This window comes from Micromonospora sp. NPDC000668 (assembly GCF_042897975.1).
GTDB lineage: Bacteria > Actinomycetota > Actinomycetes > Mycobacteriales > Micromonosporaceae > Micromonospora.
This window is the reverse complement of record NZ_JBIAYP010000002.1, coordinates 288,148-315,132: the sequence shown is the minus strand read 5'-3', so window position 1 is coordinate 315,132 and position 26,985 is coordinate 288,148. Positions and strand designations below refer to the sequence as shown.

General features: G+C 72.7%; 23 protein-coding genes. 13 read left to right on the top strand and 10 right to left on the bottom strand.

Going from position 1 to position 26,985, the window contains the following annotated elements:
• Positions 1–17 precede the first annotated feature (17 nt).
• Complete coding sequence (locus ACFY29_RS10860) at positions 18–719, bottom strand: TetR/AcrR family transcriptional regulator (protein WP_386985138.1); 702 nt, start codon at positions 717–719, stop codon at positions 18–20.
• Between the two features lie 138 nt (positions 720–857).
• Here ACFY29_RS10860 and ACFY29_RS10855 point away from each other — a divergent pair, with 138 nt between their 5' ends.
• Positions 858–1,775: an NAD-dependent epimerase/dehydratase family protein gene (locus tag ACFY29_RS10855; RefSeq protein ID WP_355602514.1), complete on the top strand. Its 918-nt coding sequence runs from the start codon at positions 858–860 to the stop codon at positions 1,773–1,775.
• Between the two features lie 34 nt (positions 1,776–1,809).
• On the opposite strand, the gene ACFY29_RS10850 is transcribed toward ACFY29_RS10855, so the two are convergent.
• Both ACFY29_RS10850 and glpX read right to left on the bottom strand, forming a co-directional pair.
• Positions 1,810–2,781: a DMT family transporter gene (locus ACFY29_RS10850; RefSeq protein WP_386985136.1), complete on the bottom strand. Its 972-nt coding sequence runs from the start codon at positions 2,779–2,781 to the stop codon at positions 1,810–1,812.
• Complete coding sequence (gene glpX, locus ACFY29_RS10845; protein ID WP_386985134.1) at positions 2,778–3,809, bottom strand: class II fructose-bisphosphatase; 1,032 nt, start codon at positions 3,807–3,809, stop codon at positions 2,778–2,780. The genes ACFY29_RS10850 and glpX overlap by 4 nt, the downstream gene beginning before the upstream one ends.
• Positions 3,810–3,965: 156 nt before the next feature.
• On the opposite strand from glpX, the gene ACFY29_RS10840 reads away from it, so the two are divergent.
• The 3 genes from ACFY29_RS10840 (at position 3,966) to ACFY29_RS10830 (ending at position 6,744) form a co-directional block, all read left to right on the top strand.
• Positions 3,966–4,739 carry a DUF4245 family protein gene (locus ACFY29_RS10840; protein WP_386985132.1) on the top strand — a complete coding sequence of 258 codons (774 nt, stop codon included), beginning with the start codon at positions 3,966–3,968 and terminating at the stop codon, positions 4,737–4,739.
• Positions 4,740–4,857: 118 nt separating this feature from the next.
• Positions 4,858–5,661, top strand: coding sequence for a hypothetical protein (locus ACFY29_RS10835; protein WP_355602518.1), 804 nt, complete (start codon positions 4,858–4,860; stop codon positions 5,659–5,661).
• Positions 5,662–5,895: 234 nt separating this feature from the next.
• A complete protein-coding gene (locus ACFY29_RS10830; protein WP_386985130.1) occupies positions 5,896–6,744 on the top strand; it encodes a hypothetical protein in 849 nt (282 codons plus the stop codon).
• Positions 6,745–6,817: 73 nt separating this feature from the next.
• Here the strand turns inward: ACFY29_RS10830 and ACFY29_RS10825 are convergent, their stop codons facing one another.
• On the bottom strand, positions 6,818–7,039 hold the full coding sequence (locus tag ACFY29_RS10825; RefSeq protein ID WP_203174416.1) for an exodeoxyribonuclease VII small subunit: 222 nt from the start codon (positions 7,037–7,039) through the stop codon (positions 6,818–6,820).
• Between the two features lie 46 nt (positions 7,040–7,085).
• On the bottom strand, positions 7,086–8,300 hold the full coding sequence (xseA, locus tag ACFY29_RS10820; RefSeq protein ID WP_386985128.1) for an exodeoxyribonuclease VII large subunit: 1,215 nt from the start codon (positions 8,298–8,300) through the stop codon (positions 7,086–7,088).
• A 178-nt stretch (positions 8,301–8,478) separates the two neighbouring features.
• On the opposite strand from xseA, the gene ACFY29_RS10815 reads away from it, so the two are divergent.
• Both ACFY29_RS10815 and ACFY29_RS10810 read left to right on the top strand, forming a co-directional pair.
• On the top strand, positions 8,479–9,465 hold the full coding sequence (locus tag ACFY29_RS10815; RefSeq protein WP_386985126.1) for a 4-hydroxy-3-methylbut-2-enyl diphosphate reductase: 987 nt from the start codon (positions 8,479–8,481) through the stop codon (positions 9,463–9,465).
• A 58-nt stretch (positions 9,466–9,523) separates the two neighbouring features.
• Positions 9,524–9,949, top strand: coding sequence for a hypothetical protein (locus ACFY29_RS10810; protein ID WP_386985124.1), 426 nt, complete (start codon positions 9,524–9,526; stop codon positions 9,947–9,949).
• Positions 9,950–9,994: 45 nt separating this feature from the next.
• On the opposite strand, the gene ACFY29_RS10805 is transcribed toward ACFY29_RS10810, so the two are convergent.
• A complete protein-coding gene (locus ACFY29_RS10805; RefSeq protein ID WP_328423557.1) occupies positions 9,995–11,158 on the bottom strand; it encodes a DNA recombination protein RmuC in 1,164 nt (387 codons plus the stop codon).
• A 54-nt stretch (positions 11,159–11,212) separates the two neighbouring features.
• Between ACFY29_RS10805 and ACFY29_RS10800 the strand changes: the two genes are divergently transcribed.
• A complete protein-coding gene (locus ACFY29_RS10800) occupies positions 11,213–12,046 on the top strand; it encodes a hypothetical protein (RefSeq protein WP_386985122.1) in 834 nt (277 codons plus the stop codon).
• Positions 12,047–12,110: 64 nt separating this feature from the next.
• Here the strand turns inward: ACFY29_RS10800 and ppc are convergent, their stop codons facing one another.
• Complete coding sequence (gene ppc, locus ACFY29_RS10795) at positions 12,111–14,897, bottom strand: phosphoenolpyruvate carboxylase (protein ID WP_328423561.1); 2,787 nt, start codon at positions 14,895–14,897, stop codon at positions 12,111–12,113.
• A gap of 297 nt (positions 14,898–15,194) precedes the next feature.
• Between ppc and ACFY29_RS10790 the strand changes: the two genes are divergently transcribed.
• Positions 15,195–16,235: a S66 peptidase family protein gene (locus ACFY29_RS10790; protein WP_386985120.1), complete on the top strand. Its 1,041-nt coding sequence runs from the start codon at positions 15,195–15,197 to the stop codon at positions 16,233–16,235.
• The gene (locus tag ACFY29_RS10785) at positions 16,235–16,810 is read left to right on the top strand and encodes a hypothetical protein (protein WP_386985118.1); all 576 of its coding nucleotides are present in this window, start codon (positions 16,235–16,237) and stop codon (positions 16,808–16,810) included. Before ACFY29_RS10790 ends, ACFY29_RS10785 begins: the two co-directional genes overlap by 1 nt.
• Positions 16,811–16,896: 86 nt before the next feature.
• Here the strand turns inward: ACFY29_RS10785 and ACFY29_RS10780 are convergent, their stop codons facing one another.
• Positions 16,897–17,811: a cyclase family protein gene (locus tag ACFY29_RS10780; RefSeq protein ID WP_386985116.1), complete on the bottom strand. Its 915-nt coding sequence runs from the start codon at positions 17,809–17,811 to the stop codon at positions 16,897–16,899.
• Positions 17,812–18,182: 371 nt separating this feature from the next.
• Between ACFY29_RS10780 and mfd the strand changes: the two genes are divergently transcribed.
• From mfd to ACFY29_RS10760, 4 genes are all read left to right on the top strand, one after another.
• Positions 18,183–21,824 carry a transcription-repair coupling factor gene (gene mfd, locus ACFY29_RS10775; RefSeq protein WP_386985114.1) on the top strand — a complete coding sequence of 1,214 codons (3,642 nt, stop codon included), beginning with the start codon at positions 18,183–18,185 and terminating at the stop codon, positions 21,822–21,824.
• 47 nt (positions 21,825–21,871) lie between these two features.
• Positions 21,872–22,660, top strand: a complete 789-nt coding sequence (locus ACFY29_RS10770) for a hypothetical protein (protein ID WP_355602540.1) — start codon at positions 21,872–21,874, stop codon at positions 22,658–22,660.
• 2 nt (positions 22,661–22,662) lie between these two features.
• Positions 22,663–23,643, top strand: a complete 981-nt coding sequence (locus ACFY29_RS10765; RefSeq protein ID WP_386985112.1) for a nucleoside triphosphate pyrophosphohydrolase — start codon at positions 22,663–22,665, stop codon at positions 23,641–23,643.
• A gap of 95 nt (positions 23,644–23,738) precedes the next feature.
• Positions 23,739–25,358 carry a DUF885 domain-containing protein gene (locus tag ACFY29_RS10760; RefSeq protein WP_386985110.1) on the top strand — a complete coding sequence of 540 codons (1,620 nt, stop codon included), beginning with the start codon at positions 23,739–23,741 and terminating at the stop codon, positions 25,356–25,358.
• A gap of 31 nt (positions 25,359–25,389) precedes the next feature.
• On the opposite strand, the gene nudC is transcribed toward ACFY29_RS10760, so the two are convergent.
• Together nudC and ACFY29_RS10750 are read right to left on the bottom strand one after the other, a co-directional pair.
• Positions 25,390–26,247 carry an NAD(+) diphosphatase gene (gene nudC, locus ACFY29_RS10755; protein ID WP_386985108.1) on the bottom strand — a complete coding sequence of 286 codons (858 nt, stop codon included), beginning with the start codon at positions 26,245–26,247 and terminating at the stop codon, positions 25,390–25,392.
• Entirely contained in the window at positions 26,244–26,936 is a 693-nt protein-coding gene (locus ACFY29_RS10750; RefSeq protein ID WP_355602547.1) for a hypothetical protein, read from the bottom strand. The genes nudC and ACFY29_RS10750 overlap by 4 nt, the downstream gene beginning before the upstream one ends.
• Between the last annotated feature and the right edge of the window lie 49 nt (positions 26,937–26,985).

The following is a 26,985-nucleotide window of genomic DNA, read 5'->3' as shown; positions in this document are numbered from 1 at the left end:
GGTGGCGTCCACTCCGGTCAGCCCGTTTGGGGCAGGCCGATCAGGTCGGCCAGCAGCCCGACCTGGTGGTCGAAGTACGCGTCCCGGTGCTCGACGGTCCGGTTGAGCCGGCCGAACAGCTCGAAGCTGATCAGCCCGAAGAGCTGGGTCCAGCCGGCCATGCCCCGGGCCAGCAGGGCGGGGGGCAAGCCGGGAAAGAACGCGTCGGCAAGCTCGGTCAGGTCGTCGTGCAGCGGCGTCGGCAGCTCTTCGGCGGGCGGCGGGCTGAGCAGGCCGGCCTCCAGCCCTTCGCGGAGCAGGCTGACCAGGGTCAGCGGGGGGCGCTGGGCCGGGCCGACGGTGTCGTCCGGGGCGGCGTACCCGGGGACCGGGCTGCCGTAGAGCAGCGCGTATTCGGCGGGGTGGGCGAGTGCCCAGTCCCGGGCCGCCCGGCAGGCCGCCTGCCAGCGGGCGCGGAGGTCGACCCGGTCGGGGGCGGCGACCGCGGCCGCCTCCACCGTTTCGCCGAGTGCGTTGTACGCCTCGATGATCAGCGCGGTGAGCAGGTCGTCCCGGCTCGGGAAGTAGCGGTAGATGGCCGACGAGACCATGCCCATGTCCCGGGCCACCGCGCGCAGCGAGAGGTTCGCGCCATCGGTGGCGAGGTGCTGGCGGGCGACCACCTTGATCTCGTCGAGCATTTCGGCGCGGACCCGGGCGCGGATCGAGGAAGCGGGCATGGAGCCAGTCTGCCACGGATCGGAGCGCCAATCAAAAAAGAGAGCACTGCTCTTGACGAAGTCGTGTTGGCGAGCCATGCTGGGTGAGCAACAGAGAGCACCGCTCTTGATTCGTACCCCCGCTTCCAAGGAGTTCCCATGGCACTGCACGTGATCGTCGGCACCGGCCCGGTGGGCACCGCGACCGCCCGCCTTCTCGCCGAACGAGGTGAGCGGGTCCGGGTGATCAGTCGCCGGGGTGCCGGGCCGGAGCACCCGTCCATCGAACGGATCGCCGCCGACGCCGCTGACGTCGACCGGCTCAGCGTGCTGACCGACGGCGCGCAGGCGCTGTACAACTGCGCGAACCCGGCGTACCACCGCTGGTCCATCGACTGGCCGCCGTTGGCCGGTGCGCTGCTCGCCGCCGCCGAGCGGTCCGGCGCGGTGCTCGCCACGGTCGGCAACCTCTACGGGTACGGACCCGTCGACGGCCCGATGACCGAGCAGACCTCACCGGCGGCGACCGGCACCAAGGGGCGGGTACGCAACCAGATGTGGGCCGACGCTCTCGCCGCCCACCGGGCCGGTCGGGCTCGGGTCACCGAGGTACGGGGCTCCGACTATCTCGGTGTGGGCGGCACCTCGCTGGCGATGATGGTGCTGCCCCGGGTGCTCGCCGGGCAGCGGGTCTTCCTGCCGGTCGACTGGGACGCCCCGCACACCTGGACGTACATCCCGGACGTCGCCCGTACCCTCGTCGCCGCCGCGACCGACGCAGGCGCGTGGGGACGGCCCTGGCACGTGCCCAGCGCGCCCGCCGCACCGATGCGTGAGCTGGCCACCCGGGCGGCGGCGCTGGCCGGAGTGCCCGTGCCGCGGCTGACCCGGATGCCCTACCCGGTGCTGTGGCTGGGCGGCCTGGCCAATCCGTTCGTCCGGGAACTGCGGGAGACCGCCTACCAGTTCGACCGGCCGTTCCTGATGGACTCGACCGCCGCCACCGCCGCCCTGGGTGTCGAGCCGACCCCGCTGGACGACGCGCTCACGGAGATCGTCGCAGCTCTGCGCCGCTGAACCCGCCCGTCCCCGCCGCCGACCCGCCAGTGGCTCAGCGGCGGGACGGCGGGGCGAGCGCGGCGATCAGCACGGCCACCATGGTCAGCGCCGCCCCGAGCAGGGTGTCCACGCCGAGGTGCGAGGCCGCCGTGGGCAGCAGCAGGTCCAACAGGACGGCCCCCACGACCTGACCGGCGATGGTGGCCAGGCCGAGCAGCAGCACACCGGTGAAGCGCACGATCGCCGCGGCGATCGCGATGAACACGATGCCGATCGGGCCACCCAGGTAGAGCCACGGCTCGGTCGGCAGTTGGCCGGTCGGCCAGCCGCGTACCGCGAGGTCGATCGAGAACGCGACGAGCAGGGCGACCGTGCCGACGGCGAAGTTGACCAGTGTGGCGGTCAACGCGCTGTCGGCCGCCGCCCGGACCCGGCCGTTGACCGCCTGCTGCCAGGCGATGCCCACCCCGGCCAGCAGCGGCAGCAGGGCCAGCGCCAGCGTGCCCGGGTCCTCGAGTCGGTCGCCGACCGCCAGGGCGACGGCCAGCACGGTGAGCACCGCACCGGCCAGCCGCTGCCGTGTGATCGGCTGCCGGCCCGTCGGCCCGATCCCCGCCCGGTCCACGGCCAGGCTGCTGCCGGTCTGGCCGGCGACCACCGCCACGGTGAAGACCGCCACGCCCAACGAGCCGATGGTGAGCCCCTGGGTGGACACCAGGAACGCCCCGCACATTCCGCCCAGGCACTGCCACGGCCGCAGCGCGCCCGCCGTGAGGGCGGTCCGCAGCGCGACCAGACCCCGTCGCCCACCCGGGGTGGCCGGTACCAGCACCAGCAGCACCAGCAGGCCGAGGCCGAACGAGACCACCGCGGCGGCGAACCCGTCGGCCAGGCGTACCCCCAGCTCGCCGTTGATTCGAGACTGCACCGCCACCGCGACCCCGGAGACCGACGCCAGCGCGACGCCGGTGATCCGGCGGGTGGCTGAGAGGGACTGCGGTGTCGCAGTGCCGGTGGCGGTCACTCCTGCTCGGCCAGCGGCCGACCGTCGAAGTCGACGGCCGAGTAGAGCGCCAGCTTCTCCAGCCGGTGGTACGAGTCGATCACCCGGATGGTCCCGCTCTTCGAGCGCATCACGATCGACTGGGTGTACGCGCCGCCGGCCCGGTAGCGAACTCCGCGCAGCAGGTCGCCGGAGGTGACGCCGGTCGCCACGAAGAAGCAGTTGTCCCCGGTGACCAGGTCGTCGGTGCTCAGCACGCGATCCAGGTCGTGCCCGGCGGCCAGCGCCTTCTCCCGCTCCTCGGCGTCGCGCGGCCAGAGCTTGGCCTGCATCGCCCCGCCCATGCACTTCAGCGCGCAGGCGGAGATGATGCCCTCGGGGGTGCCGCCGATGCCCATCAGCACGTCGACATCCGACTCGCCCCGGGCTGCCGCGATGGAGCCGGCGATGTCCCCGTCCGAGATGAACCGGATGCCCGCCCCGGTCCGGCGGATCTGGGTGACCAACTCGTCGTGGCGGGTGCGGTCCAGCACGCAGACCGTCACCTCGGAGACGTCGGTGCCCTTGACCTTGGCGATCCGGCGCAGGTTTTCGGCGACCCCGGCGTTGATGTCCACCACGTCGGCGTACGCCGGCCCGACGGCGAGCTTCTCCATGTAGAAGACCGCGCTCGGGTCGAACATCGCACCCCGCTCGGAGACGGCGAGCACCGCCAACGCGTTCGGCATGCCCTTGCTCATCAGCGTGGTGCCGTCGACCGGATCCACGGCGACGTCGACCTCCGGGCCGGTGCCGTCGCCAACCTGCTCGCCGTTGAAGAGCATCGGGGCGTTGTCCTTCTCGCCCTCGCCGATCACAACGACGCCGCGCATCTGGATCGAGTTGATCAGCTTGCGCATGGCGTCGACGGCGGCCCCGTCGCCGCCCTCCTTGTCGCCCCGGCCGACCCAGCGGCCAGCGGCCATCGCCGCGGCCTCGGTGACCCGGACCAGGTCGAGGGCAAGGTTACGGTCGAGATCCTGTGGGATCCGCGTCCTGGTATTCGTCATGACGGCTGCTCCTCCTCGCGACGGTGCGGGGACGACCGGCAGGGCGTGGCCCGCTGCCGGCTTTGTCGCTGATCCTCACACGATGGCTGACCCGGCCTCGGCGCGGGGCGGTGATGGGCCGGATACCGCCGGTCGGGCGGCTGCGAAGATGGCAGGGTGGAACCCGCTCAGCCAGCCGACCGCGTACCCGCCGACCGCACGCCGCCCGGCGGCCAGCCGCCGGCCGCCGTCCCCACCGGCCCCGGTGGTGAGCCCGCCGCGACCGACCCGACGACGCCGCCGGCCGGCGAGCCGGCCCTGGTCGCGTCGGGCCCGGCCGCCGCGCCACCGGTGAACGAACCGGCCCCGGGCCGACCCGTGGCCGGGATCGACGCCGTGGAGACCGGCGAGCGGCCCGCACCGCCGCCGCCTGTGCAATCAGCCCGATCCGAGCGGTCGCCGAAGGACATGGCGATATCCCTGCTGGTACTGCTGGTCCCGATCGCGCTGCTGCTGGCGTTCTACCGGGGCTTCCTCGGTGGCGACCAGGCCGCCACGGTCGATCCGGCGCCGGCGATCGACCAGGCCCAGTCGGCGAACGCCTTCCCGGTGAGCCGGCCGCAGGGGCTCGGCTCTGACTGGCGTACGGTCAGCGCCCGGTACCAGACCGTCGAGGGCGGCGCGAATCTGCGAATCGGTTACCTCACCCCGGAAGGACGGGGTGTGCAGCTGTTGCAGAGCAGCGTGCCGGCGGAGCGCCTGCTCCCGGCCGAGCTGACCGACCAGGCCCAGCCGCAGGGTCCGACGGAGCTGGCCGGACGCACCTGGCAGCGCTACACCGCCCGGGGCAATCAGCAGGCGCTGGTCCTGCTGGAGCCGACCCGTACGGTCGTCGTCGTCGGCGACGCTCGGGACAACGAACTGCGCCAACTCGCCGGCGCACTGGGCTGACCGGCCCCGGTTCCGTACGCCCTCCATGGCCGGGTGGGTCATTCGCTAGGCTGCCCCGGCTCGGTCCGGCTGCACCATGCATGCCGGGCCATGTCCGTCTCGGCGAAGTGAGATTTTTGTGAACATTCGACGGTGGAGCGTCGGCGTCCTCGCCGCCACCCTGCTCGTCCCCGGCCTGGCCGCGTGCAACTCCGACGCTGCCGAGCCGGCCGCCGCCCCGAGCCCGTCCACCCCGGCCGATCCGAAGGAAGCGCTGCTCGCCTCCACCAAGGAGATCGCCAAGGGCAACTTCACCTTCACCCTGGTGGGGGACGGTACGACCGGCGGCGGCCTGGTGCACAAGCCCAGCAACAGCGCACAGTTCACCGTGAAGTTCGGTGACGCGTCCGAGGACATGTCGATCGAGATGGATCTGATCTACATCGACTCGGAGAGCTGGGTCAAGATGGACCTCGGTGGCGCCATGTTCGCCGCCGTCCCCGGTGCGGCAAAGAACAAGGGCAAGTACCAGCACCTCGACAAGACCAAGATCAAGGATGTCAAGGATCTCCAGCTGGACCCGGAGACGCTCGACCCGCTCGACAGTGACGCGCTGGTCAAGAGCGTGACCGAGGTGCAGAAGACCGGTGAGGGCACCTACACCGGCAAGATCGACATTTCCGCCGCCACCGAGTCGGCCGCCCTCGACGAGGAGGTCGTCACGGCACTGGGCGCGCAGGCAAAGGCGCTGCCGTTCACGGCCAAGCTGGACCCGCAGGGCCGGCTCACCGAACTGGCCATCTCCGTGCCGGCTGCCGGCGAGACCGCGGCACACGACATCAAGATCGGTTACGCGGACTACGGGACCGGCGCCGGTGCGCAGAAGCCGCCGGCGGACAAGGTCGTCGAGGCTCCGGCGGAGACGTACGAGCTGTTCAAGTAGGTCGACAGGGCGGACCGGGGTGGCCAGGGGCCACCCCGGTCCGGTCTTCCCGGCACCGATCACCTTCGGGTAATCGGACGGAACGGTGATTGTCCGGCGCGTCGGCAGGGAACAGAGAGGGAGTGACCCGGGCGCGCTGCTCGGCCCGGGTCGCGCGGCGCAGCCGACGGTGCTGCTGCGTCGCCCGGTTTCCGGCGCCGACCAGGTCGTCGGGTGACCCCTTGGGAGACACACATGACTGTTCGACGACTCAGTGCCGGCCTGGTGGCCGCCGCGCTGTTCACGCCCGCCCTGGCCGCCTGCACCAACGGTGGGACCGGTACCGCCGGATCGACCGCGTCGCCGACGGCGACCGCGTCCGGCGCGGCGACCCCTTCCGGCACGCCCGTCGCGGGCGATGCCAAGCAGGCGCTGCTCGACTCCACCAAGGAGATCAGCAACGGGAACTTCCGGTTCACCCTCGCCGGCGCCGGCTCGACGGCGGAGGGCCAGGTGCACCAGCCGAGCCAGAGCGCGGCCATGAAGATCGCCGTCGGCGGTCCCTCATCCGACCTCGCCATGAAGCTCGACGTGATCCACTTCAAGCCGGACAGCTGGGTGAAGCTGGAGCTGACCGGCCCCACCGCCAACAGCCTGCCCGCCATCAAGCAACTCAACCTCGGTAAGTACCAGCACCTGGACCAGACCCGGATCAAGGGCAACCGGAGCCTCGGCTTCGACTTCGACAAGGTCGACCCGGCCGGCAGCGCCGTGCTGACCCAGGGCATCACCGAGGTCCGGAGCACCGGCACCGGCACGTACGCCGGCACCATCGACGTCACCAAGGCGGCCGAGGCCGGTTCGCTGAACGCCGCCACGATCGCCGCGCTGGGCACGCAGGCGAAGACCGTCCCGTTCACCGCGAAGGTGGACCCGCAGGGCCGGCTCAGCGAGCTGGTGCTGCAGATGCCGGCCGCCGGGCAGACCGCCGCCCAGGAGATCCGGATGACGTACTCCGACTACGGTGCCGCCACCGCAGCGCAGAAGCCGCCGGCGGCCCAGGTCGTCGAGGCGCCCGCCGAGCTGTACAGCCTGTTCAACTGACCGTCGTCGTGGTGTTCGCCATCGACTCGGTGGCGGCGAACGGGTGGGGCGACTCCGGTCGCCCCACCGGCGGTCAGGAGGCGGGGTCCTGCCGGGCCGCCTCGATCCGGGCCCGGGCGCCGTCCAGCCAGCGCTGGCAGATCACCGCCAGTGCCTCGCCACGCTCCCAGAGCGCCAGCGACTCCTCCAGGGACGTGCCGCCGGCCTCCAGCCGCTCGACCACCGAGGCCAACTCGGCGCGGGCCTGCTCGTAGCTGAGCCGCTCGTCCGGCCCGGCCTTCGTGTCGTCAGTCATCGCGTCCATCTCAGCACACCACTCGCCGGCCGTCGCGCCCCGCCACTCAGCCGTCCACCGTCGCGGCCAGCTCGCCGTCGGCCAACCGGACCCGCAGCGGGTCGCCCTTGCCGACCTCGGCCGCCGCGCGGACCACGTGACCGTCCGCGCGCTGCACGATCGCGTACCCCCGGTCGAGGGTGGCGGCGGGGGAGAGGGCGCGCAGCCGGGCCAGGGTGTGTCGCAGCTCGTCGTCGGCCGCGCCGAGCCGGTGGTCCAGGCAGCGTCCGGCACGCTGGCGCAGTGCGGCCAGCTCGGTCGCCCGCTGCTCCACCATCACCTGCGGGCGGGCCAGCACCGGTCGGGAACGCAGCGCGTCGAGCCGGTGGGACTCCCGGTCGACCAGGTTGCGTACCGCCCGCTGGAGACGGTGCCGGGCCTGGCCGATGAGGCGTACCTCGTCGGCGAGGTCGGGGACCACCCGCTTGGCCGCGTCGGTCGGGGTGGAGGCACGGACGTCGGCGACGTAGTCGACCAGTGGCGCGTCCGTCTCGTGGCCGATGGCGCTGACCACCGGGGTACGGCAGCCGAACACCGCGCGACAGAGCGCCTCGTCGGAGAAGGGCAGCAGGTCCTCGATGCCGCCACCGCCCCGGGCAATGATGATCACCTCGATGCTCGGGTCGGCGTCCAGCACCTTGAGCGCGTCGATGATCTGCGGCACCGCCGATGGGCCCTGCACGGCCACGTTGACGGTGCGGAACTCCACCGCCGGCCAGCGCCGTCGAGCGTTGGTCAGCACGTCCCGTTCGGCCGCCGACGCCCGGCCGGTGATCAGCCCGATCCGGCCGGGCAGGAACGGCAGCCGGCGCTTGCGTGCCCGGTCGAACAGCCCCTCGGCGGCGAGTAGCTTCTTGAGCTTCTCCAACCGGGCCAGCAGCTCGCCGAGCCCCACCTGGCGGATCTCGTCGGCCCGCAGGCTCAGCGTGCCCCGGGCGGCGTAGAACTCCGGTTTGGCGTGCAGCACCACCCGGGCGCCCTCGCGCAGCTCCGGCGCGCCGGCGTCCAGCACGTCCCGATTGGTGGTGACGGTCAGGCTCAGGTCGGCCGACGGGTCACGCAGGGTGAGGAAGACGGTGCTGGCCCCGGGTCGGCGGCTGATCTGCGCCACCTGACCGTCCACCCACACCCAGCCGAGCTTCGCGATCCAGGCGCCCACCTTCTGGCTGACAACCCGAACCGGCCACGGCTCCTCCGCACTGCTCCGCGCCCCGTCGCTCACCCGCCCACCCTACGGACCCTCGCGGTGATCAAGAAGTTTGCGTCAGCTCCGGGCGCGTTTCTGACGCAAACCTCTTGATCACCGAGGCCAGGCGTGGGCGGGGCGGGGAGAGGGGGCGTGGGGTGTGGTGCGGCTCGCAGGCGCTGTCGGTGGGAGGCGGGACACGTACGATGGGCTCGTGACCGAGGCTCAGGCGACCCCCCAGACCGGCAAGCGCGTGCTCCTGGCCAAGCCCCGCGGCTACTGCGCGGGCGTCGACCGCGCGGTGCAGACCGTCGAGGAGGCGCTGAAGCTCTACGGCGCCCCGATCTACGTCCGCAAGCAGATCGTGCACAACAAGCACGTCGTGCAGACCCTGGAGGCGCTGGGGGCGATCTTCGTGGAGGAGAACGAGGAGGTGCCGGAGGGCGCCACCGTCATCTTCTCCGCGCACGGCGTGGCCCCCGAGGTCTACGAGCAGGCAAAGGTGCGGTCGCTGAAGGCGATCGACGCGACCTGCCCGCTGGTCACCAAGGTGCACCAGGAGGCGAAGCGTTTCGCCGCCGAGGACTACGACATCCTGCTGATCGGCCACGAGGGGCACGAGGAGGTCGTCGGCACCGCCGGTGAGGCTCCCGCGCACATCCAACTGGTGGACGGCCCCGACGGCGTCGACAAGATCACCGTCCGTGACCCGGAGAAGGTGGTCTGGCTCTCCCAGACCACGCTGTCGGTGGACGAGACGCTGGAGACGGTCGCCCGGCTCAAGCAGCGGCTGCCGCTGCTCCAGTCACCGCCCAGCGACGACATCTGCTACGCCACCTCCAACCGGCAGCACGTGGTCAAGGAGATCGCCCCGGAGTGCGACGTGGTGATCGTCGTCGGCTCGACGAACTCCTCCAACTCGGTCCGGCTGGTCGAGGTGGCTCTGGACGCCGGCGCCCGCGCCGGTCACCTGGTCGACTTCGCCCGCGAGATCGATGACGCCTGGCTGACCGGTGCCCGCACCGTCGGCGTGACCTCCGGCGCGAGCGTCCCGGATGACCTGGTCCAGGAGGTGCTGGAGCACCTGGCCGCGCGCGGGTTTGCCGACGTGGAGGAGATCACCACCGCCAACGAGCGGCTCACCTTCTCGCTGCCGCAGGAGCTGAAGCGGGACATGAAGGCCGCGGCGGCCCGCGGTTGATCAGCGTCGGCCGGGTCCCGGCGGGAACGCCCCGCCGCCCCGGCACGTCGAACCGGGCATGAGGACCCTTCGGCTCGTCGTCCCCGCCCTGCTGGTCTGCGCGGCGCTGAGCGCCTGCGGCGAAACGGACGGCCCCGGCACCCCCGTCCCGAGCGGGCCGTCACCGGTCACCGGGCAGCCCAGCCCGTCCGCGACCGTCCCGTCGCCCTCCGGGCCGGCGACACCCGCACCCTCCTCGACGCTCAAGCCACCCGGTGGACCGACCCTCCCACCGCCGGTCGGAGCCACCGAGCTGACCGGCACGATCACGCGCGGCGTGGAGCCGAACTGTCTGCTGCTGGATGGCTACCTGCTGATCGGGGGCCCCCGGGACGTGCTGACCGCCGGTGCCCGGGTGACCGTCACCGGCCGGGTCGAGCCGGGCATGATGACCACCTGCCAGCAGGGCACCCCGTTCGTCGTGGAGGGCGCGCACCCGAGCTGACCCGGCCGGTGGGCCAGCCCGCCGACCGGCGACCGGCGGCGTCGCTCAGCGGTCGTGGTCGGCGGGGATGACGTCGTCCAGCAGCTCGGGTGCCTGGGGCTGGCGGGGAGTCAGCTCGACCTGGGCGGGGCTGGCCAGCTCCTCGTCGGAGACGCCCAGCTCGGCGAGCTTGCGGGCGCTGACCAGCACCCGGGCTTCCAGTGAGCCGACCGCCCGGTTGTACGCGGTCACGGCCCCGGCCAGCGACGACCCGAGCTTGCCCACGTGGTCCCCGAGGGTGGAGAGCCGGCTGTACAGCTCCCGGGCCAGCGTGTGCACCGCCAGCGCGTTGCGGGCCAGCGCCTCCTGTCGCCAGGAGTAAGCCACCGTGCGCAGAAGGGCGACCAGGGTGGCCGGCGTGGCCAGCACCACGTTGCGGGTGAAGGCGTGCTCCAGCAGCGTCGGGTCACGCTGGAGCGCCACGTCGAGGAACGGGTCGGCGGGGACGAACAGCACCACGAACTCGGGCGAGCTGTCGAACGCGGTCCAGTAGGACTTGGCGGCCAGCGCGTCGACATGCCCGCGCAGGTGCCGGGCGTGCGCGTCGAGGTGGGTGTCCCGGCCGCGCTCGTCGCGGGCCTCCATCGCCGTGAGGTACGCGTCGAACGGCGCCTTGGCATCCACCACCACCGACCGGCCGCCGTGCAGCCGGACCACCAGATCCGGGCGGACGACCTGCCCGTCGGCGTCGGCGGTGACCTGCTCGGAGAAGTCGCAGTGCTCCAGCATGCCGGCAGCCTCGACGATCCGGCGCAGCTGGTGCTCGCCCCAGCGGCCCCGCACCTGCGGCGCCCGCAGCGCGGCCACCAGCTGTTTGGTCTCGGTGCGCAGCTCGCCAGAGACCGCGCTCATCGAGCGGACCTGCTCGCGCAGCTCGGCGTACGCGTCGACCCGGTCGTGCTCCAGCTCGGCCACCCGCTGCTCGTAGCGGCGCAGGGTGTCGTGCAGCGGCGCCACCGCGCGGGCCACCGCCTCCTGGGACTGGGCGGTGGCCTCGTAGCTCAACGCCCGCATCGACTGCTCCAGCCGCCCCTCGCCCTCCCGGGTGGCGGTCAGGGTGGCATCCAGCCGGGCGATGTCGGCCGCCGACCGCGACCGGGCCGCGAGCCAGCCCACCGCCCCACCGGTGCCGAGGCACACGATCACCAGGAGCAGCGTCGAGACGTCCATCACCGGAGCTTGCCAGACGGATACGACGGGACACCCGGGGGTACGTTCGGATACATGGAACTTGTGCTGTGCCTCGCCATCGTGCTGGTGGGCGCGCTGGGCGCCGCGGCGCTCATCCGTACCCAGGCCACCGCCCGTCGGCGCACCGAGCTCGGCGACGCCCGCGCGGAGGCGCAGCGTTGGTACGAGCGCCTCGGCGGGCAGTTGATGAACCTGCACGGTGACGAGCCGGCGGTCCGCCAGGCCCTGTCCGACGCCGGTGAGCGGTACAACGCGGCGGGCTCGCAGCTGGAGCAGGCGCGTACGCCGCACCAGTTCGGGTTGGCCCGGGAGACCGCTCTGGAGGGGCTGGCGTACATCCGGGCGGCACGGACGGCGCTGGGCATCGATCCCGGCCCCGAGGTGCCGCAGTTGGCTGCGGCGCGTGGCGTCGGGCAGCTCACCAAGGAGCGCGAGGTCGACGTGCAGGGGCAGACCTTCCGGGCCGGCCCGCAACCCGGCCGGGAGACGCCCTACTACTACCCCGGTGGCCGGTACCAGGGCCGGCCGGTGCCGTCCGGCTGGTACTCGACGCCGTGGTGGAAGACGGCGCTGGGCGCGGGTGCCGGTGTGCTCGGCGGCATGTTGATCGCCGACGCGCTGTTCTCGCCGGCCTTCGCCGACCCCGGCTACCAGGACGGCGGTGCCGGTGCCGAGCAGGGCGCGGACGGCGGTGACCAGGGCGGCGACCAGGACTTCGGTGGCGCGGACCAGGGTGGCGACGCCGGCGGCGGGGACTACGCGGGCGGGGACTACGGCGGTGGCGACTACGCGGGAGGCGACTTCGGCGGTGGCGGTTTTGGCGGTGGCGACTTCGGTGGCGGGGACTTCGGCGGCGGCGACTGGTGAGCGTCGCTGAGTGACACGCGGACAGGCCCCGGTCAGCGCGACCGGGGCCTGTCTGTGCCGTCGCTCAGCCGGTGTTGCGCATCCCGGCGGCGATGCCGTTCACCGTGGTGAGCAGCGCCCGCTCCAGGGCCGTGCCATCGCTCGGGGCGCGTCGCCCACCCGGCGCGGTGGCCACCGCCCGTCCGGCGGCGCCGGACTCCCGGTACTGCCGCAGCAGCGCCACCTGAAGGTGGTGCAACGGCTCCAGGTAGGTGTCCCGTACGGCCAGGGTGCGCTGGAGCACCGGCGAGTTCTCCAACAGGGCGGGCGAGGCGGTCACCGCCAGCACCTCCCGCTTGGTCAGCTCGTACTCCTGCTCGATCTGCTCGAAGATCGGGTGCAGCTTCTTCGGCACCAACGTCTCGACGTACCGGCGGGCGATGCTCAGGTCGGTCTTGGTCAGCATCATCTCGACGTTGGACAGGAACGTGCGGAAGAAGTGCCAGTTGCGATGCATTTCAGCCAGTACGTCCGCCAGCCCGGCCTCCCGGGCGGCGGCCAGCCCGGACCCGACGCCGAACCAGCCCGGCACGATCTGCCGGGTCTGCGTCCAGCCGAACACCCATGGGATGGCCCGCAGCCCGGACAGTCCCGCGCCGGTGTTCGGACGCTTCGCCGGCCGGGAGCCGATGTTCAGCGCGCCGAGCAGCTCGGTGGGGGTGGACGCCCAGAAGTACGCCGGCAGGTCCGGGTCCTCGACCAGCGACCGGTACGACCGGTACGCCGACTCGGAGACCACGTCCATCGTGGCGTCCCAGCGCTCCAGCATCTCCGCCGGCTGTCGGGGGGCGGTGTGCAGCAGCGTCGCCTGAAGCACCGCGGCGAGGGTGAGCTCCAGGTTCTCCCGGGCCAGTGACGGCAGGGTGTACTTGTCGGAGATCACCTCGCCCTGCTCGGTCACCTTGATCGCGCCGTCCATGGTGCCGTACGGCTGGGCCAGGATCGCCTCGTGCGTCGGCCCTCCGCCGCGCCCCACCGTGCCGCCCCGGCCGTGGAACAGCCGCAGGTGCACCCCGTGTCGGGCGGCCACGTCGCGCAGCGCGCGCTGCGCGCGGTGGATCGACCACTGGCTGGTGGTGATCCCGGCCTCCTTGTTGGAGTCCGAGTAGCCGAGCATGACCTCCTGCACATCACCCCGGGCCGCCACCAGCGCCCGGTACGCGGGCAGCGACAGCAGTTCGTCGAGGAGTTCGCCGCCGGCGTTCAACTCGGCGGGGGTCTCCAGCAGGGGCACGAACCCGATCCGGGCGCGACCGCTGTGCACGTCCACCAGCCCGGCCTCGCGGGCCAGCACCACTGCGGCCAGCACGTCGTCCACGCCCAGGGTCATCGAGATGATGTACGACTCGATCACCTCGGCGCCGAACCGGTCCTGTGCCTCGCGGATGGTGCTGAACACGTCGAACGTCTTGCGGGTCGCCTCGGAGAGCGGAGTGTCCAGGGTGGACAGCGGCCGGCGGCCGGTCAGCTCGTCGGCGAGCAGTTTGGTGCGTTCCAGCCGGGTCAGCGCCGGGTAGTCGGAGACCTCGCCGACGGCCCCGTACAGCTGGGCGAGCACCGCGTGGTGCGCCTCGGCGTGCTCCCGGACGTCCATGGTGGCCAGGTGCAGACCGAACGCGGAGACCGTCCGGATGGTGGAGGCCAACCGGCCGACGGCGGTGAGCTGCCCGGAGTTGCGGGCCAGCGAGGCGCGCAGCAGCTCCAGGTCGGCGATCAGCTCGGCGGAGCCGCGGTAGTCCCGGCCCGGCGTGTGCGCCGTGCCCTGACGAAGCCGCTGCCGGGTGTTGGCCAGCTTGGCCTTCACGCAGCGCGCCTTGAGCCGGTACGGCTCCTCGGCGTTGACCCGGCGGAACCGGGGCGCCACCTCGGGCAGCGCGTCCAGGTCGGCGGCGAGGCTGGCGGAGAGGTCCAGTGACACCCCGCGCAGCCGGCGGGAGACGGAGACCTCGTTGATCAGGTGGTCCATCGCCTTCTCGGTGGCCGCGATGCCGTGCTCGTGCTGGATGGTCAGCACCTCGCGGGTGACCGCCGGGGTGACGAACGGGTTGCCGTCCCGGTCACCGCCGATCCAGGTGCCGAAGCTCAGCGGGCGGGCCGTCGGCGAGGTCTCCACGCCGAGCGTGCGCAGCGTGTCGGCCAGGTCGTCGAGCACCTGGGGGGCGGCCTCGGCGTACAGGTCGCGCAGGTAGTAGATCGCGTTGCGGGCCTCGTCGGTCGGGTCCGGCCGGTCCAGCCGCAGCTCGTCGGTCTGCCACATCAGGTCCAGCAGCTCGGCCAGCCGGCGGTTCGCCGGGCCCTCGTCGCTGGCGCCGTAGAGGATCGCGTTGGCCGTCTCGGTGTCCAGCTCGTCGGCGATGGCCCGCAGCTTGGACAGGATCGAGCGGCGGGCCGCCTCGGTGGGGTGCGCGGTGAAGACCGGCCGGACCGCCAGCCGACGGGCCGCGGCGGCGATCTCCTCGGCCGGCACGCCGCGCTCGGCGATCATCTTGGCCGCCTGGTCCAGCCAGCCGCCCTGCACGGCGCGGCGGCGGCGCAGGTCCCGGGCGCGGTGCACCTGCTCGGTGATGTTGGCCAGGTGGAAGTAGGTGGAGAAGGCGCGGGCCAGCTTGGTGCCGGTGGTCACGTCGAGCCCGCCGAGCCGCTGGGCGGCCGCCGGGGCGTCGGTGCGTACCTGGGCGCGGATCTCCTCGACGAGGTCGAGTAGCGGTCGGCCCTCCTGGCGAGCCAGCGTCTGGCCGAGCAGGGTGCCGAGCCGGCGGATGTCGGCGCGCAGCGCGGCGTCCGGGCCGTCGTGGTCATGCTGGTCGGTCACGATGCGCTCCTTACGTGAGTACGAAGGACAGCGCTGTCCGACTACCTGGATGGTATCCGCGCAGGGCCGGGTGGCAGGAGGGGCTCTCCGCGTGGTGCGCCGTGACGCGGAACACCTCGGAGATCACTCAACGCCCCGCGCGGATGCTCGCCCGACGGCCCCGGACCAGGGTCGCGGCGAGCAGCGTGGCCAGCCCGAGCACCACCTCGTCCACCAGCCCAGCCTAGGGCGGCCGTTGTCCGGCTTGCGGCGTTTCGCCGGGCGAAATCCGCTGGCCTCGCCCGCTACCGTTTGATCATGGACGCGCCCCGATATCCCACCAAGCCGAAGCCGGGCGACCGGGTCGCCGTCGTCTCCCCCTCCGCCGGTCTGCCGGCTCTGTTCCCGCACGTCTACGAGCTGGGACTGCGGCGGCTGCGCGACGAGTTCGGCCTGGACCCGGTGGAGTACCCGACCACCCGGGTGATGGGGGCCGACCCGCGCGACCGGGCCCGCGACCTGACCGCCGCGTTCGCCGACCCGACGATCACGGCGGTGCTCGCCACCGTCGGCGGGGAGGACTTGATCACGGTCACCCCGCACCTCGACGACGACGTGCTGCGGGCCAACCCGAAGCCGTACTTCGGCTACTCCGACAACACGAACGTGCTCAACCACCTGTACCGGCTGGGGATCGTGGGGTACCACGGCGGGTCGGTGCTGGTGCACCTCGGCCGGCCGGGTGCGCCGCACCCACTGACCTTCGACTCGCTGCGGGCGGCGCTGTTCACCACCGGCTGGTACGACCTCGCCCCGGCGACCGAGTGGGGCGACGAGCCGGGCGACTGGCGGGATCCCGCGACGCTGGCCGACGAGCCGGTGATGTTCCCCGGCGAGGGCTGGCACTGGCAGGGACCGTCGAGCGTGGTGCGGGGGCGCACCTGGGGCGGCAACCTGGAGGTGCTGCACTGGCTGCTCGCCGCCGACCGGGTCCCTCCGGCGACGGCCCTGGCCGGGTCGGTCCTGCTGATCGAGACCTCGCAGGAGCTGCCCTCCGACACCGAGGTGTACCGGATCCTGCGCAACCTGGGGGAGCGTGGCCTGCTCGCCGGCTTCCCGGCGGTGCTGGTCGGCCGGGCCAAGGCGTGGGACTTCGACCGGCCGCACACCCTCGACCAGCGCCGGGCGTACGCGGCGGCGCAGCGGGCCGCCGTGACCCGGGCATGCGCCGAGTACGCCCCGGACTCGGTGCTGGTCTTCGATGTCGACTTCGGGCACGCCGACCCGCAGCTGATCATCCCGTACGGCGGGGAGGTCCTCGTCGACGCCGTCGAGCGCCGGATCTCCGTGCGCTACTGATGAGCAACTCGCGGGCGTACCCGATTCTGCGGACGACGGACGTCGACCGGGCGTTGCACGCCGTCGGCCACCTGCTCAGCGTGGCCAACCTGCGCGACACGGAGGTGCAGCTCTGGGCGCGTACCGGGCGGCATTCGGGTCTGCCCCGCTACCTCGACGCGTACGGCCATTGGCTGGGCGCGGACGGGGAGGACCGGATGTGGGCGGAGCTGGCCCGGGAGGACGAGACGGGGCCGCAGGACCCTGCGGATCCGCCGTTCGACGTCGAGGTGGTGGTGTGCGGTCTCGGCCTGTTGGAGGGGCGGCTGGCGGAGGCCGTCGGGCCGGACCGGGCGCGGCTGGACTGGTGGCTTTACGGCTGGCCTGCGGTGCCCTGTCGGGACCTGCCCGGGCAGTTCAAGCACGCGTACGTCCAGTTGGTGCTCAACGCCGCGGACATCTGGGCCACCGAGCCAGCCGACGAGCACACCGTCTTCGTGCACGTCGGCGCCCAGGAGCGGGAGTTGGCACGCGCCGAGTGGCTGGCCCGGGTCGCTGGTCTGACCGTGCTCGGTCCTGGCGTGCATGGCTCGTGAGGTGTCTCCGTTCGCACGCTGGCAAGCGGCAAGAGCTGTGTCGACCGGGGACCTCCGCGTCCGCTGGGGCGCCCGCGACGCCGGCGTCAGGCGTCGAGGGTGGCGAAGGCGCGGACCGGGAAGGTGCCCATGCCGGCCACCATCGGTGGGGCGGCGGTGAACCGGAAACCGCTCGGCGGCAGCGCGTCCAAACCGGTCAGGTGCTCCACGATCGGGATGCCGGCGGCGAGCAGCGTGCTGTGCGCGGGGCGTTCACCACCGGCCGCCGGGCTCATGTCGTCGATGTTGATCGAGTCGATGCCGATCAGGGCCGCACCGGCGTCGACCAGCGCCTGGGCGGCGTCCCCGGTCAGGTGTGGCGCTTCCGGCGCGCAGTACCGCTCGGTGCCGAAGTGCGCATCCCACCCGGTGTGCAGCAGCACCGCGCGCCCGGCCACCTCGTACGGCGCCAGCATCAGCCGGTCCACCGCGCGGGTCCCCGCCGGCACCCGGACCAGGACGCCGGGCAGGTCGGCCAGCCGGTCCAGCGGCACTCCGGCCAGGTCGTCTCCGTCGGACCAGCGGTGGGCGGGAGTGTCCAGGTACGTACCGGTGTTGGCGATCATGTCGATCCGGGCCACCCGGAACTCGGTGCCCGGCGCATAGTTCGCCCGCGACGCCGCGAAGGTCAGCCAGTCGCCGATCCGGGGCCCTGGCCAGCCGGGCAGAGTGGTCATCCCGTCGCTGATCAGATGGCTCAAGTCGAAGAGCCGACGGCCAGCGCCGGGCTCAGCGACGGTGACTCCTCGGCCGCCCTTGTGCGGCTCTTCGATGATTGTCTTCGCGCTGATCCGGACCTCGGCGACCATCAGCAGCCCGAGATGCCGGACGAACAGCGCGGCCAGGTCCTCGTCGGTGATCTCCCGACCCGGGATGTCCAGCCGGAACCCTTCGGTGCGCAGCCCACCGCCATTGGCGAAGCTCACCTCAGCGTCGAACTGCGCCCTCCACTGCCCGCTCATACCCGAACCTGATCACGACCCCCCGTACCCGTCAAGATCTATATCCGCGCGGTCCGCGGGATCGCGAATCGGTCCGCGCGGGATCACGGGTCGGTCCGCGCGGTCCGTGCGGGAAGATCCACACAACTTCAAGGAAGTAGTGGTGTCCCGGCGCGCTGAGGCCACTATTTCCCTGAAGTTGTGTGGATCTTGGGCGCGGGGCGCGGGGCGCGGGGCGCGGGGCGCGGGGCGCGGGGTGACGGCGCGCGGCGTGGACCTGGGCGGAAGGGGGTGTATGTCGGTGGACGGGGATAGGCTGGTTCTCGTGCACCCCCCGTCCGACCGGACGAGGGGTAGCAGTCGTGTGCGTCGAATCCCCTGGAAGTGATCACATGCTCACCGGTCTGTTCTCCGCCGCGCTGGCCGACCCCGGGCTGGCCCGGGCGCGTGACCTGGCGCGCTCCGGTGCCGCGCAGGTCGACGGCCTCGACATCACGGCCCCATCGGCGCTGCGCCCGTTCGCGGTGGCCGCCGTCGCGGCCGACCCCGACGGCACCGGTGGCGGGGCCGGGCGGCCCGTGCTGGCGGTGACCGCCACCACCCGGGAGGCCGACGACCTGGCCGCCGCGCTGGCCGGGTTGCTGCCGGCCGATCAGGTGGCGGTCTTCCCATCCTGGGAGACGCTGCCGCACGAGCGGCTCTCCCCCCGCTCGGACACCGTCGGCCGGCGGCTGGCTGTGCTGCGCCGGCTGGCGCACCCGGAGTCGGCCGACGCGCACGGCCGCACCGGGCCGCTGCGGGTGCTCGTGGCCCCGGTCCGCTCGCTGCTCCAACCGCAGCTCAAGGGGCTCGGTGACCTGGAGCCCGTGCAGCTCGCCGCGGGCGACGAGGCGGACCTGGAGGAGGTCGCCCGCCGGCTGATCGACATGGCGTACGCCCGGGTGGATCTGGTCACCAAGCGCGGTGAGTTCGCGGTGCGCGGCGGCATCCTGGACGTCTTCCCGCCCACCGACGAGCACCCGTCCCGGGTCGAGTTCTGGGGCGACGAGGTGGAGGAGATCCGCACCTTCGCTGTCGCCGACCAGCGGACCATCGAACAGGTCCCCCTGCTCTGGGCGCCGCCCTGCCGGGAGCTGCTGCTCACCCCGCCGGTCCGCGATCGGGCCGCCGCGCTCGCCGAGCAGCACCCGGAGCTGGCGGAGATCCTGGACAAGCTGGCCGAGGGCATCCCGGTGGAGGGGATGGAGTCGCTGGCGCCGGTGCTGGTCGGCCCCGACTCGCTGGAGCTGCTGCTGGATGCCATGCCCGCCGGCACCCACGTGCTGCTCTGCGACCCGGAGCGGATCCGCACCCGGGCGCACGACCTGGTGCGTACCTCGGAGGAGTTTCTCCAGGCCAGCTGGGCCGCCGCCGCGATCGGCGGCCAGGCCCCGGTGGACGTCGGCGCCGCCGCCTTCCGCACCCTGGGTGAGGTGCGGGCCGCCGCCGGCAAGCTCGGCCAGCCGTGGTGGACGCTGTCCCCGTTCGGCCTTGTCGAGGCGGAGACGGCCGAGACGCGACAGCCCTGGGAGGACGCGCCGGAGCAGGCCGCCGTCAGCCCCGACGACGCCATCGCGGTGACCCTGGCGGCCCAGCCGGCCCCGCTCTACCACGGTGAGACCGCGCGGCTGGTCGACGACCTCAAGCGCTGGGCCGGCGAGGGCTGGTCGATCGCGCTGGTCTTCGAGGGGCACGGTCCCGCCCAGCGGGCAGTGGAGGTGCTGCGCGACGCCGGGCTGGGCGCCCGGCTGGTCGAGGAGGTGCCGACCGCGCCGGTCCCCGGCGAGCTGGTGGTCACCTGTGGGGCGTTGAGCAGCGGTTTCGTCGACGAGGCGTCCCGTTTCGTGGTGCTCACCGGCAACGATGTGACCGGCGGCCGGGGCACCTCGACGCGGGACATGCGCAAGATGCCGAGCCGGCGACGCAACACCATCGACCCGCTGGAGCTCAAGGCCGGCGACCACGTGGTGCACGAGCAGCACGGCATCGGCAGGTACGTGGAGCTGGTGCAGCGCACCGTCAACGGCGCCAGCCGGGAATACCTGGTCATCGAGTACGCGGCCAGCAAGCGGGGCCAGCCCGGCGACCGGCTCTTCGTGCCGACCGACCAGCTCGACCAGCTCTCCCGCTACGTGGGCGGTGAGCAGCCGACCCTGCACAAGATGGGCGGCTCGGACTGGCAGAAGTCCAAGGCACGCGCCCGCAAGGCGGTCCGGGAGATCGCCGCGCAGCTGATCCAGCTCTACGCCGCCCGCAAGGCGTCCAAGGGTCACTCGTTCGGGCCGGACACGCCCTGGCAGCGGGAGTTGGAGGACGCCTTCCCCTGGCAGGAGACGCCGGACCAGCTCGCCGCGATCGACGAGGTCAAGCGGGACATGGAGCAGACCGTCCCGATGGACCGGCTGATCTGTGGCGACGTCGGCTACGGCAAGACCGAGATCGCGGTCCGGGCGGCGTTCAAGGCGGTGCAGGACGGCAAGCAGGTGGCGGTGCTGGTGCCGACCACGCTGCTGGTGCAGCAGCACTACAACACCTTCGCCGAGCGGATGAGCCAGTTCCCGGTGGAGATCCGGCAGCTGTCCCGGTTCCAGACCCCGAAGGAGACCGAGCGGACGCTGGAGATGGTCGCCGACGGCACCGTCGACATCGTGATCGGCACCCACCGGCTGCTCCAGACCGCCACCCGGTTCAAGCAGCTGGGTCTGGTGGTCGTCGACGAGGAGCAGCGCTTCGGCGTCGAGCACAAGGAACACCTGAAGACGCTGCGGGCCTCGGTCGATGTGCTGAGCATGTCGGCCACCCCGATCCCGCGCACCCTGGAGATGGCGATCACCGGCATCCGGGAGATGTCCACCATCGCCACGCCGCCGGAGGAGCGGCACCCGGTCCTCACCTTCGTCGGTGCGCACGACGACCGGCAGGTGGCCGCGTCGATCCACCGCGAGCTGCTCCGTGACGGGCAGGTCTTCTACCTGCACAACCGGGTCGAGTCGATCGACCGGACGGCGCGGCGGCTGCGCGAGCTGGTGCCCGAGGCGCGGGTCGCTGTGGCACACGGCCAGATGGGCGAGGACGCCCTGGAGAAGGTCATGGTCGGCTTCTGGGAGAAGGAGTTCGACGTCCTGGTCTGCACCACGATCGTGGAGTCCGGCATCGACATCCCGAACGCCAACACCCTGATCGTGGAGCGGGCCGACCTGCTCGGCCTGGCCCAGCTGCACCAGATCCGTGGCCGGGTCGGCCGGGGCCGGGAGCGGGCGTACGCCTACTTCCTCTACCCACCGGAGAAGCCGCTCACCGAGCACGCCCACGAGCGCCTGGCCACCATCGCCCAGCACACCGAGCTGGGCGCCGGCATGTACGTGGCGATGAAGGACCTGGAGATCCGGGGCGCCGGCAACCTGCTGGGTGGCGAGCAGTCCGGGCACATCGAGGGGGTCGGCTTCGACCTGTACGTGCGAATGGTCGGCGAGGCGGTCTCCGCGTTCAAGGGCGAACGGCCGGAGGAGGAAGCGGACGTCAAGATCGACCTGCCGATCGACGCGCACCTGCCGCACGACTACGTGAGCGTGGAGCGGCTGCGGCTGGAGATGTACCGCAAGCTCGCCGAGGCGCGCGACGAGGAACGGCTGCGCGAGGTGGTCGCCGAGATGACCGACCGGTACGGCGAGCCGCCGGCACCGGTGCAGAACCTGGTCGCGGTGGCCCGGTTCCGCCTGCTGGCCCGCCGGTACGGCCTCGCCGACGTGTCGATGCAGGGTAAGCACGTGCGGTTCGGGCCGCTGCCGCTGCCGGATTCCAAGCAGCTACGGCTGAAGCGCTACCACCCGGACGCGGTCTACAAGCAGGCCACCGACCAGGTCAGCGTGCCCCGGCCGAGCACCCGTCGGGTCGGTGGCGAGCCGCTGCGCGACCAGGCGCTGCTGGAGTGGTGCGCCCAACTGCTCTCCGATGTGCTGGGCGCCCCCGCCCCGCTGGCGGTCGCGGCCGGGTGAGGTGGGGGCCGTCACAGCACGGGAGAGGGCATGAGAGAGTGGCGGGCATGCGTGCTCGCCGTCTGATCGCCGCCGCCAGCGTCGCGGCCCTGGGTGTCCTCTCCCTCGCCGCCTGCGGAAAGTCCGCACCGGACGTCGCCGCGTACGTCGGTGACGCCACCTACTCGGTGGACCGTGTCGATGCGATCTACGCCGACGTGCAGGCGAAGTTCGGCGACGCGGTCCGGCAGGAGGCCAGCCAGGCCGGTGCGACGCCCTCGCCCGAGCAGTTGCGGTCCGCCGTCACCCGGCAGGACGTGGTGAACCTGCTGATCAGCCTTGAGCTGGGCAAGCGGGTCGCGGCGGCGAAGAACCTCCAGGTGCCCGACGAGGTGACCCCGCAGCAGTTGGAACAGAACCTGCGGGTGCCGGCCAGCACCGAGTACGCCAAGCTCTGGGGCGAGTGGATCGACCTGCTCCAGGTGCTCAACCAGCAGCTTCCGCCGGCTGACCTGAGCGACGACTCGATGATGGCCGTCTACCAGGCCCTCACGAAGACCGGCGCGATCCAGGGCGGGATGTCGGTAGCCGACGTCCGCCGGGCGTTCGGTGACGGCGGCTTCGTCCGCGCCGCCACCGCGCTCAGCACGGCGCTGGAGGAGGAAGCCACCAAGGTCGACGTCTCGATCAACCCGCGCTACCGGGCAGTCGGGGTGCCGTCGGTGGTGAGCACCGGCGAGGCGCTGGTCTTCTACTCGCTTCCGTACATCAACGAGGCTGGCCCGGTCACCGACATCTCCACCCCGGAGCCGGTGCCGTCGAGCGCGGCCCCGGAGGCCGAGGGCACGGCCAGCTGAGCATGACGGCACGGATCGTCCTGCTGGTCACCTCGCCCCGACTCCCGGCCGGCCTGCTGACCTCCGCTGCCTGGGATGTCGTACGCGCGCACCCGGTGCTGACCGGCGCGGAGAGCGAGCTGACCACGGCCATGCGCCAGGCGGGCGCCGAGGTCACCCTCGTGGACGGCCCGGCGACGCAGCCGCTGCTGGACACGGTGGCGGCGCACGGCACGGTGGTCTGGCTCGCCGGCCCGGCCGGCGACGAGTCGCTGGCCCGGCAGTTGGGGCTACGGCTGGCCCGGGAGCCGGGGCTGGCCGAGTTGGAGCTGATGTACGGCTCGTGGGATCCGCCGGGCGCGCGGCTGCTGGACGCGGTGGCCGTGCTGGATCGGCTGGCCTCCCCGGGCGGCGACCCGTGGAAGCGGGCGCAGACGCACCGTAGCCTCGCCGGTTATCTGCTGGAGGAGAGCTACGAGGCGTACGACGCGATCAGCGCCGACGACACCGACGCGCTCCGCGAGGAGTTGGGTGACGTGCTGCTGCAGGTGGTGCTGCACGCCCGGCTCGCCGAGGAGCTGCCCGAGGGCGAGCGCTGGAATGTCGATGACGTCGCCGGTGGCCTGGTGGACAAGATGATCCGGCGTAACCCGCACGTCTTCGCCGGTGCCGAGGCGGGGACGCTGGAGGAGATCACCGCCAACTGGGAACGGATCAAGCGGGCCGAGAAGGCACGTGACTCGGTGCTGGACGGTGTGGCGCTGAGCCAGCCCGCCCTCGCCCTGGCCGCGACGATCCTGGACCGCGCCGCCCGGGTCGGTCTGGCCGTTCCGCCCCCACTGGCCGACTCCCAGGTGGACGAGGAGGCACGGCTCGGCGCCAGCCTCCTGGCCACGGTCGCCGCAGCCCGCCAGGCCAACCTGGACCCGGAAGCCGCCCTACGCCGCACCACCCTGGCGTACGCCGAGGCCGTCCGCGCCGCCGAAACCCCACCCGCCGAATGATGTTGATCAAGAGGTTTGCGTCGGCTTCCGGCCGGATCCTGACGCAAACCTCTTGATCAACGCGGCTGGCGGAGGGCGGTCGGTAGGGTCGGGGGGTGGAAGCGTTCGGGGTTTTGGCGGAGCGGGTTGTCGAGGCGTTGCTGGAGAGTCGGCCGGGGGCCGCCACCGCAGCGGGGGACCATCGGTACGACGATCGGCTGCCGGACCTGTCCGCCGACGCGCTCGCCGCCGACCGGGCGATGCTTTCCGACGCGGCGAACGCGCTGTCCGAACAGGACCCTGACTCGTTCGACGTCGAGGAGCAGGTCGATCACGCGCTGCTCACCTCCTTCGTGGATCGGGAGCTGTTCGAGCTGACCGAGATCCGGTCGCACGAGTGGAACCCGTTGCGCCACAACCCGGGCCCGCTGCTGCATGCGCTGCTGGCCCGCCCGTACGCCCCGGCCGAGGTGCGGCTGACCCAGCTGGCCGGCCGGCTCGCCGCCGTACCGGACGCCCTGGCGACCGCGCGCGCGACGCTGCGGGACATGCCGCGGATCCACGCCGAGACGGCGGTCGGGCAGTTCACCGGCACGGCCGCGCTGATCCGCGACGAGCTGCCGGCGCTGCTCGCCCAGGCGCCGAGCAGCCTGGACCGAGTGGAGCCGGCGGCCACCGCGGCGATCGCCGCGCTGGAGGAGTTCGTCGCCTGGCTGCGCATCGGCCTGGCCGCCGACGCCAGCCCGGGCCGTGACCCCCGGCTGGGCCGCCGCCGCTGGGAGGCCCGGCTCTGGCACACCCTGGACACCGAGCTGGGCGCCGCCGAGATCCAGCGCCGCGCCTGGGCCAACCTGGACCGGGTCACCGCGGAGATCCGCGAGGCGGCCGTCGAGCTGGTCGGCGGCCAGGCCGACGACGCGGCGGTACGCCGGGCGCTGGACGTGCTCGCCGCCGAGCACCCGGACGACCGGACCATCGTCGAGCTGGCCGGGGTGACCCTGGACGAGGCGACCGACTTCGTCCGCGCGCACGACCTGGTCTCTCTGGTCGACGACCGGTGCGTGATCCAGGAGATGCCGGAGTTCGCCCGGGGCGTCGCGGTGGCGTACTGCGATGCTCCCGGCCCGCTGGAGACCGCCGCCCTGCCGACCTTCTACTGCATCGCGCCCACCCCGTCGGACTGGCCGGCGCACCGGGTCGAGTCGTTCTACCGTGAGTACAACGACCACATGATCCGCAACCTGACCGTGCACGAGGCGATGCCCGGGCACTTCCTCCAGCTCGCCCACGCCCGGCACTACGTCGGCGGCACCCGGGTCCGGGCGCTGGCCAGGTCCGGCCCGTTCATCGAGGGCTGGGCCGTCTACACGGAGGAGCTGATGGCCGGGCTCGGCTTCGGTGGCCTCCCGGTGCGGTTGCAGCAGCTCAAGATGCAGCTGCGGATGACCATCAACGCGCTGCTCGACCAGTTGGTGCACGCCGAGGATCTGCCTGAGGCCGAGGCGATGGCGCTGATGACGGAGCGCGGCTTCCAGGAGGAGGGCGAGGCGGCCGGCAAGTGGCGCCGGTCGCTGCTCACCTCCACCCAGCTCTCCACCTACTTCGTGGGGTACAGCGAGGTGGCTGAGATCGCCGCCGCCCGCCCGGACGGGGTGTCGGTGCGCGACTGGCACGACGCCATGCTCGCCCACGACTGCCCGCCCCCGCGCCACCTGCGGACCCTGCTCGGGGTCTGATCCGCCCCGATCGAGCGCCGTCCGGGTGCGTTCAGCGCCGCGCGGCGGTCACCGTGGCGTCGATCAGCCAGCGCGAGATGGAGTACGCGGGCGGCAGCTCCGCCGGCAGCGCGTCCAGGCCGAACCAGCGGGCCTGGGTCAGCTCCCGGCCGTCGACCACCGGCTCGGCATGCGGGTCGGCGGCACGGGCGGTGAAGCCGGCGAGCAGCACCCCGGGGCCGGAGATCGCCCACGGCTGGCTGCCGAAGTAGGCCAGCCCGTCGACGGTCAGCCCGACCTCCTCGCCGACCTCCCGGTGCACCGCCGCCTCCAGCGTCTCACCGGCCTCGACGAAGCCGGCCACCAGTGCCCACAGCCCGGTCGGCCCGGTGGCGTGCCGGACCAGCAGCAACTGGTCCGCCTCGCCGGCCCGGCCTGGCCGGGTGATCGCGACCAGCACCGCGGCGGAGAGCTGCATCGGCACGTACAGGTCGCATTCGGGACAGCGGCGGGCCGACTCGCCGGGCAGGTCGGTCAGCTCGGCCCGGCAGGCGCCGCACCACCGGTGGGTACGCCGCCAGGTGACCACCGCCAACGCTCGGCCGGCCAGGGTGGCGAGCGGCTCGGGCACCTCGGCGGCGAGCGACGCCCAGCCGCGCGCCCGGCCGGAAAACTCGTCGGCCGTGCCCAGTTCGGTCGCCCACGCGGGCACCCCGTCGAGCGTGCCCAGTGGCACCCATCGGATGTCGGCGGGCAGGTCGGCGACCCGCGCCACGGTCCCGTCGGCGGCGGTCAGCAGCTTCGCGCCGATCACCGGCAGGGCGAGGTCGGTGGGCGCGGGCGGGCGGCCGAGGTCGGCCGCCGGCTGGAACCCGACGTGCGGCGCGGACCCGACGGTCGGGCCGGTCACGAGCCGCCCGGCCGGCGATCCACCACCCCGGCGCCGGCGGGCGGGTCGAACGCGTCCTTCGCCACCGTCTCGGAGTAGCGGCTCAACGCCAACTCCATCGGCTTGCCGTCGATCGGCCCGGTGAAGCTGCCCAGCACGCCGTCGGTGGTCACGCAGGCGGTGAAGTCGCCGTCCGACCGCTGGACCTCGACGCAGGTGGCGTGGTGCCCGGCGATGGTGGTGTCGCTCTGCTTGATGACCGCCTGCGGGTCGAGTGCGGCGGCGGTCAGCAGCCCGACCACCACCGGCGGGGTGACCAGGCCCTGCCGGTTGGCCTCGTCGAAGAGCGCCACGGTGGGCTTGCTGGCCGGGGTCGGCGGCGCGACGATGGTGCACTCCGTGCGGCCGCCGGCCGCCGTGCACCGGGTTACCGCCTCCGGGGTGACGGTGAGCCGCCCACCCGGGTAGCTGTACGTGGAGCGGGCCGGGTCCTGCGCCTGCGCGATCGCGGCGCTCTCACCGCCGGGGAGCTGATACTCGGCCGAGTAGGTCAACTCCAGCGCCCGGTCGAGCCGGGCGGCGAGGTCGTTGACGAGATCGGAACGCCCCATGGCGCGTCCGGCGTCCTCGAATGTCTGACAGCCGGTGACCGTGAGCGACGCGATGACCGACACGGCGAGCATGCGGAGGGTGGTCGAGGCGGCGGGCATGGCGACCAGCCTGGTGGATCGGGTCGGCGCAGCGCAAACCAGTTGCCGG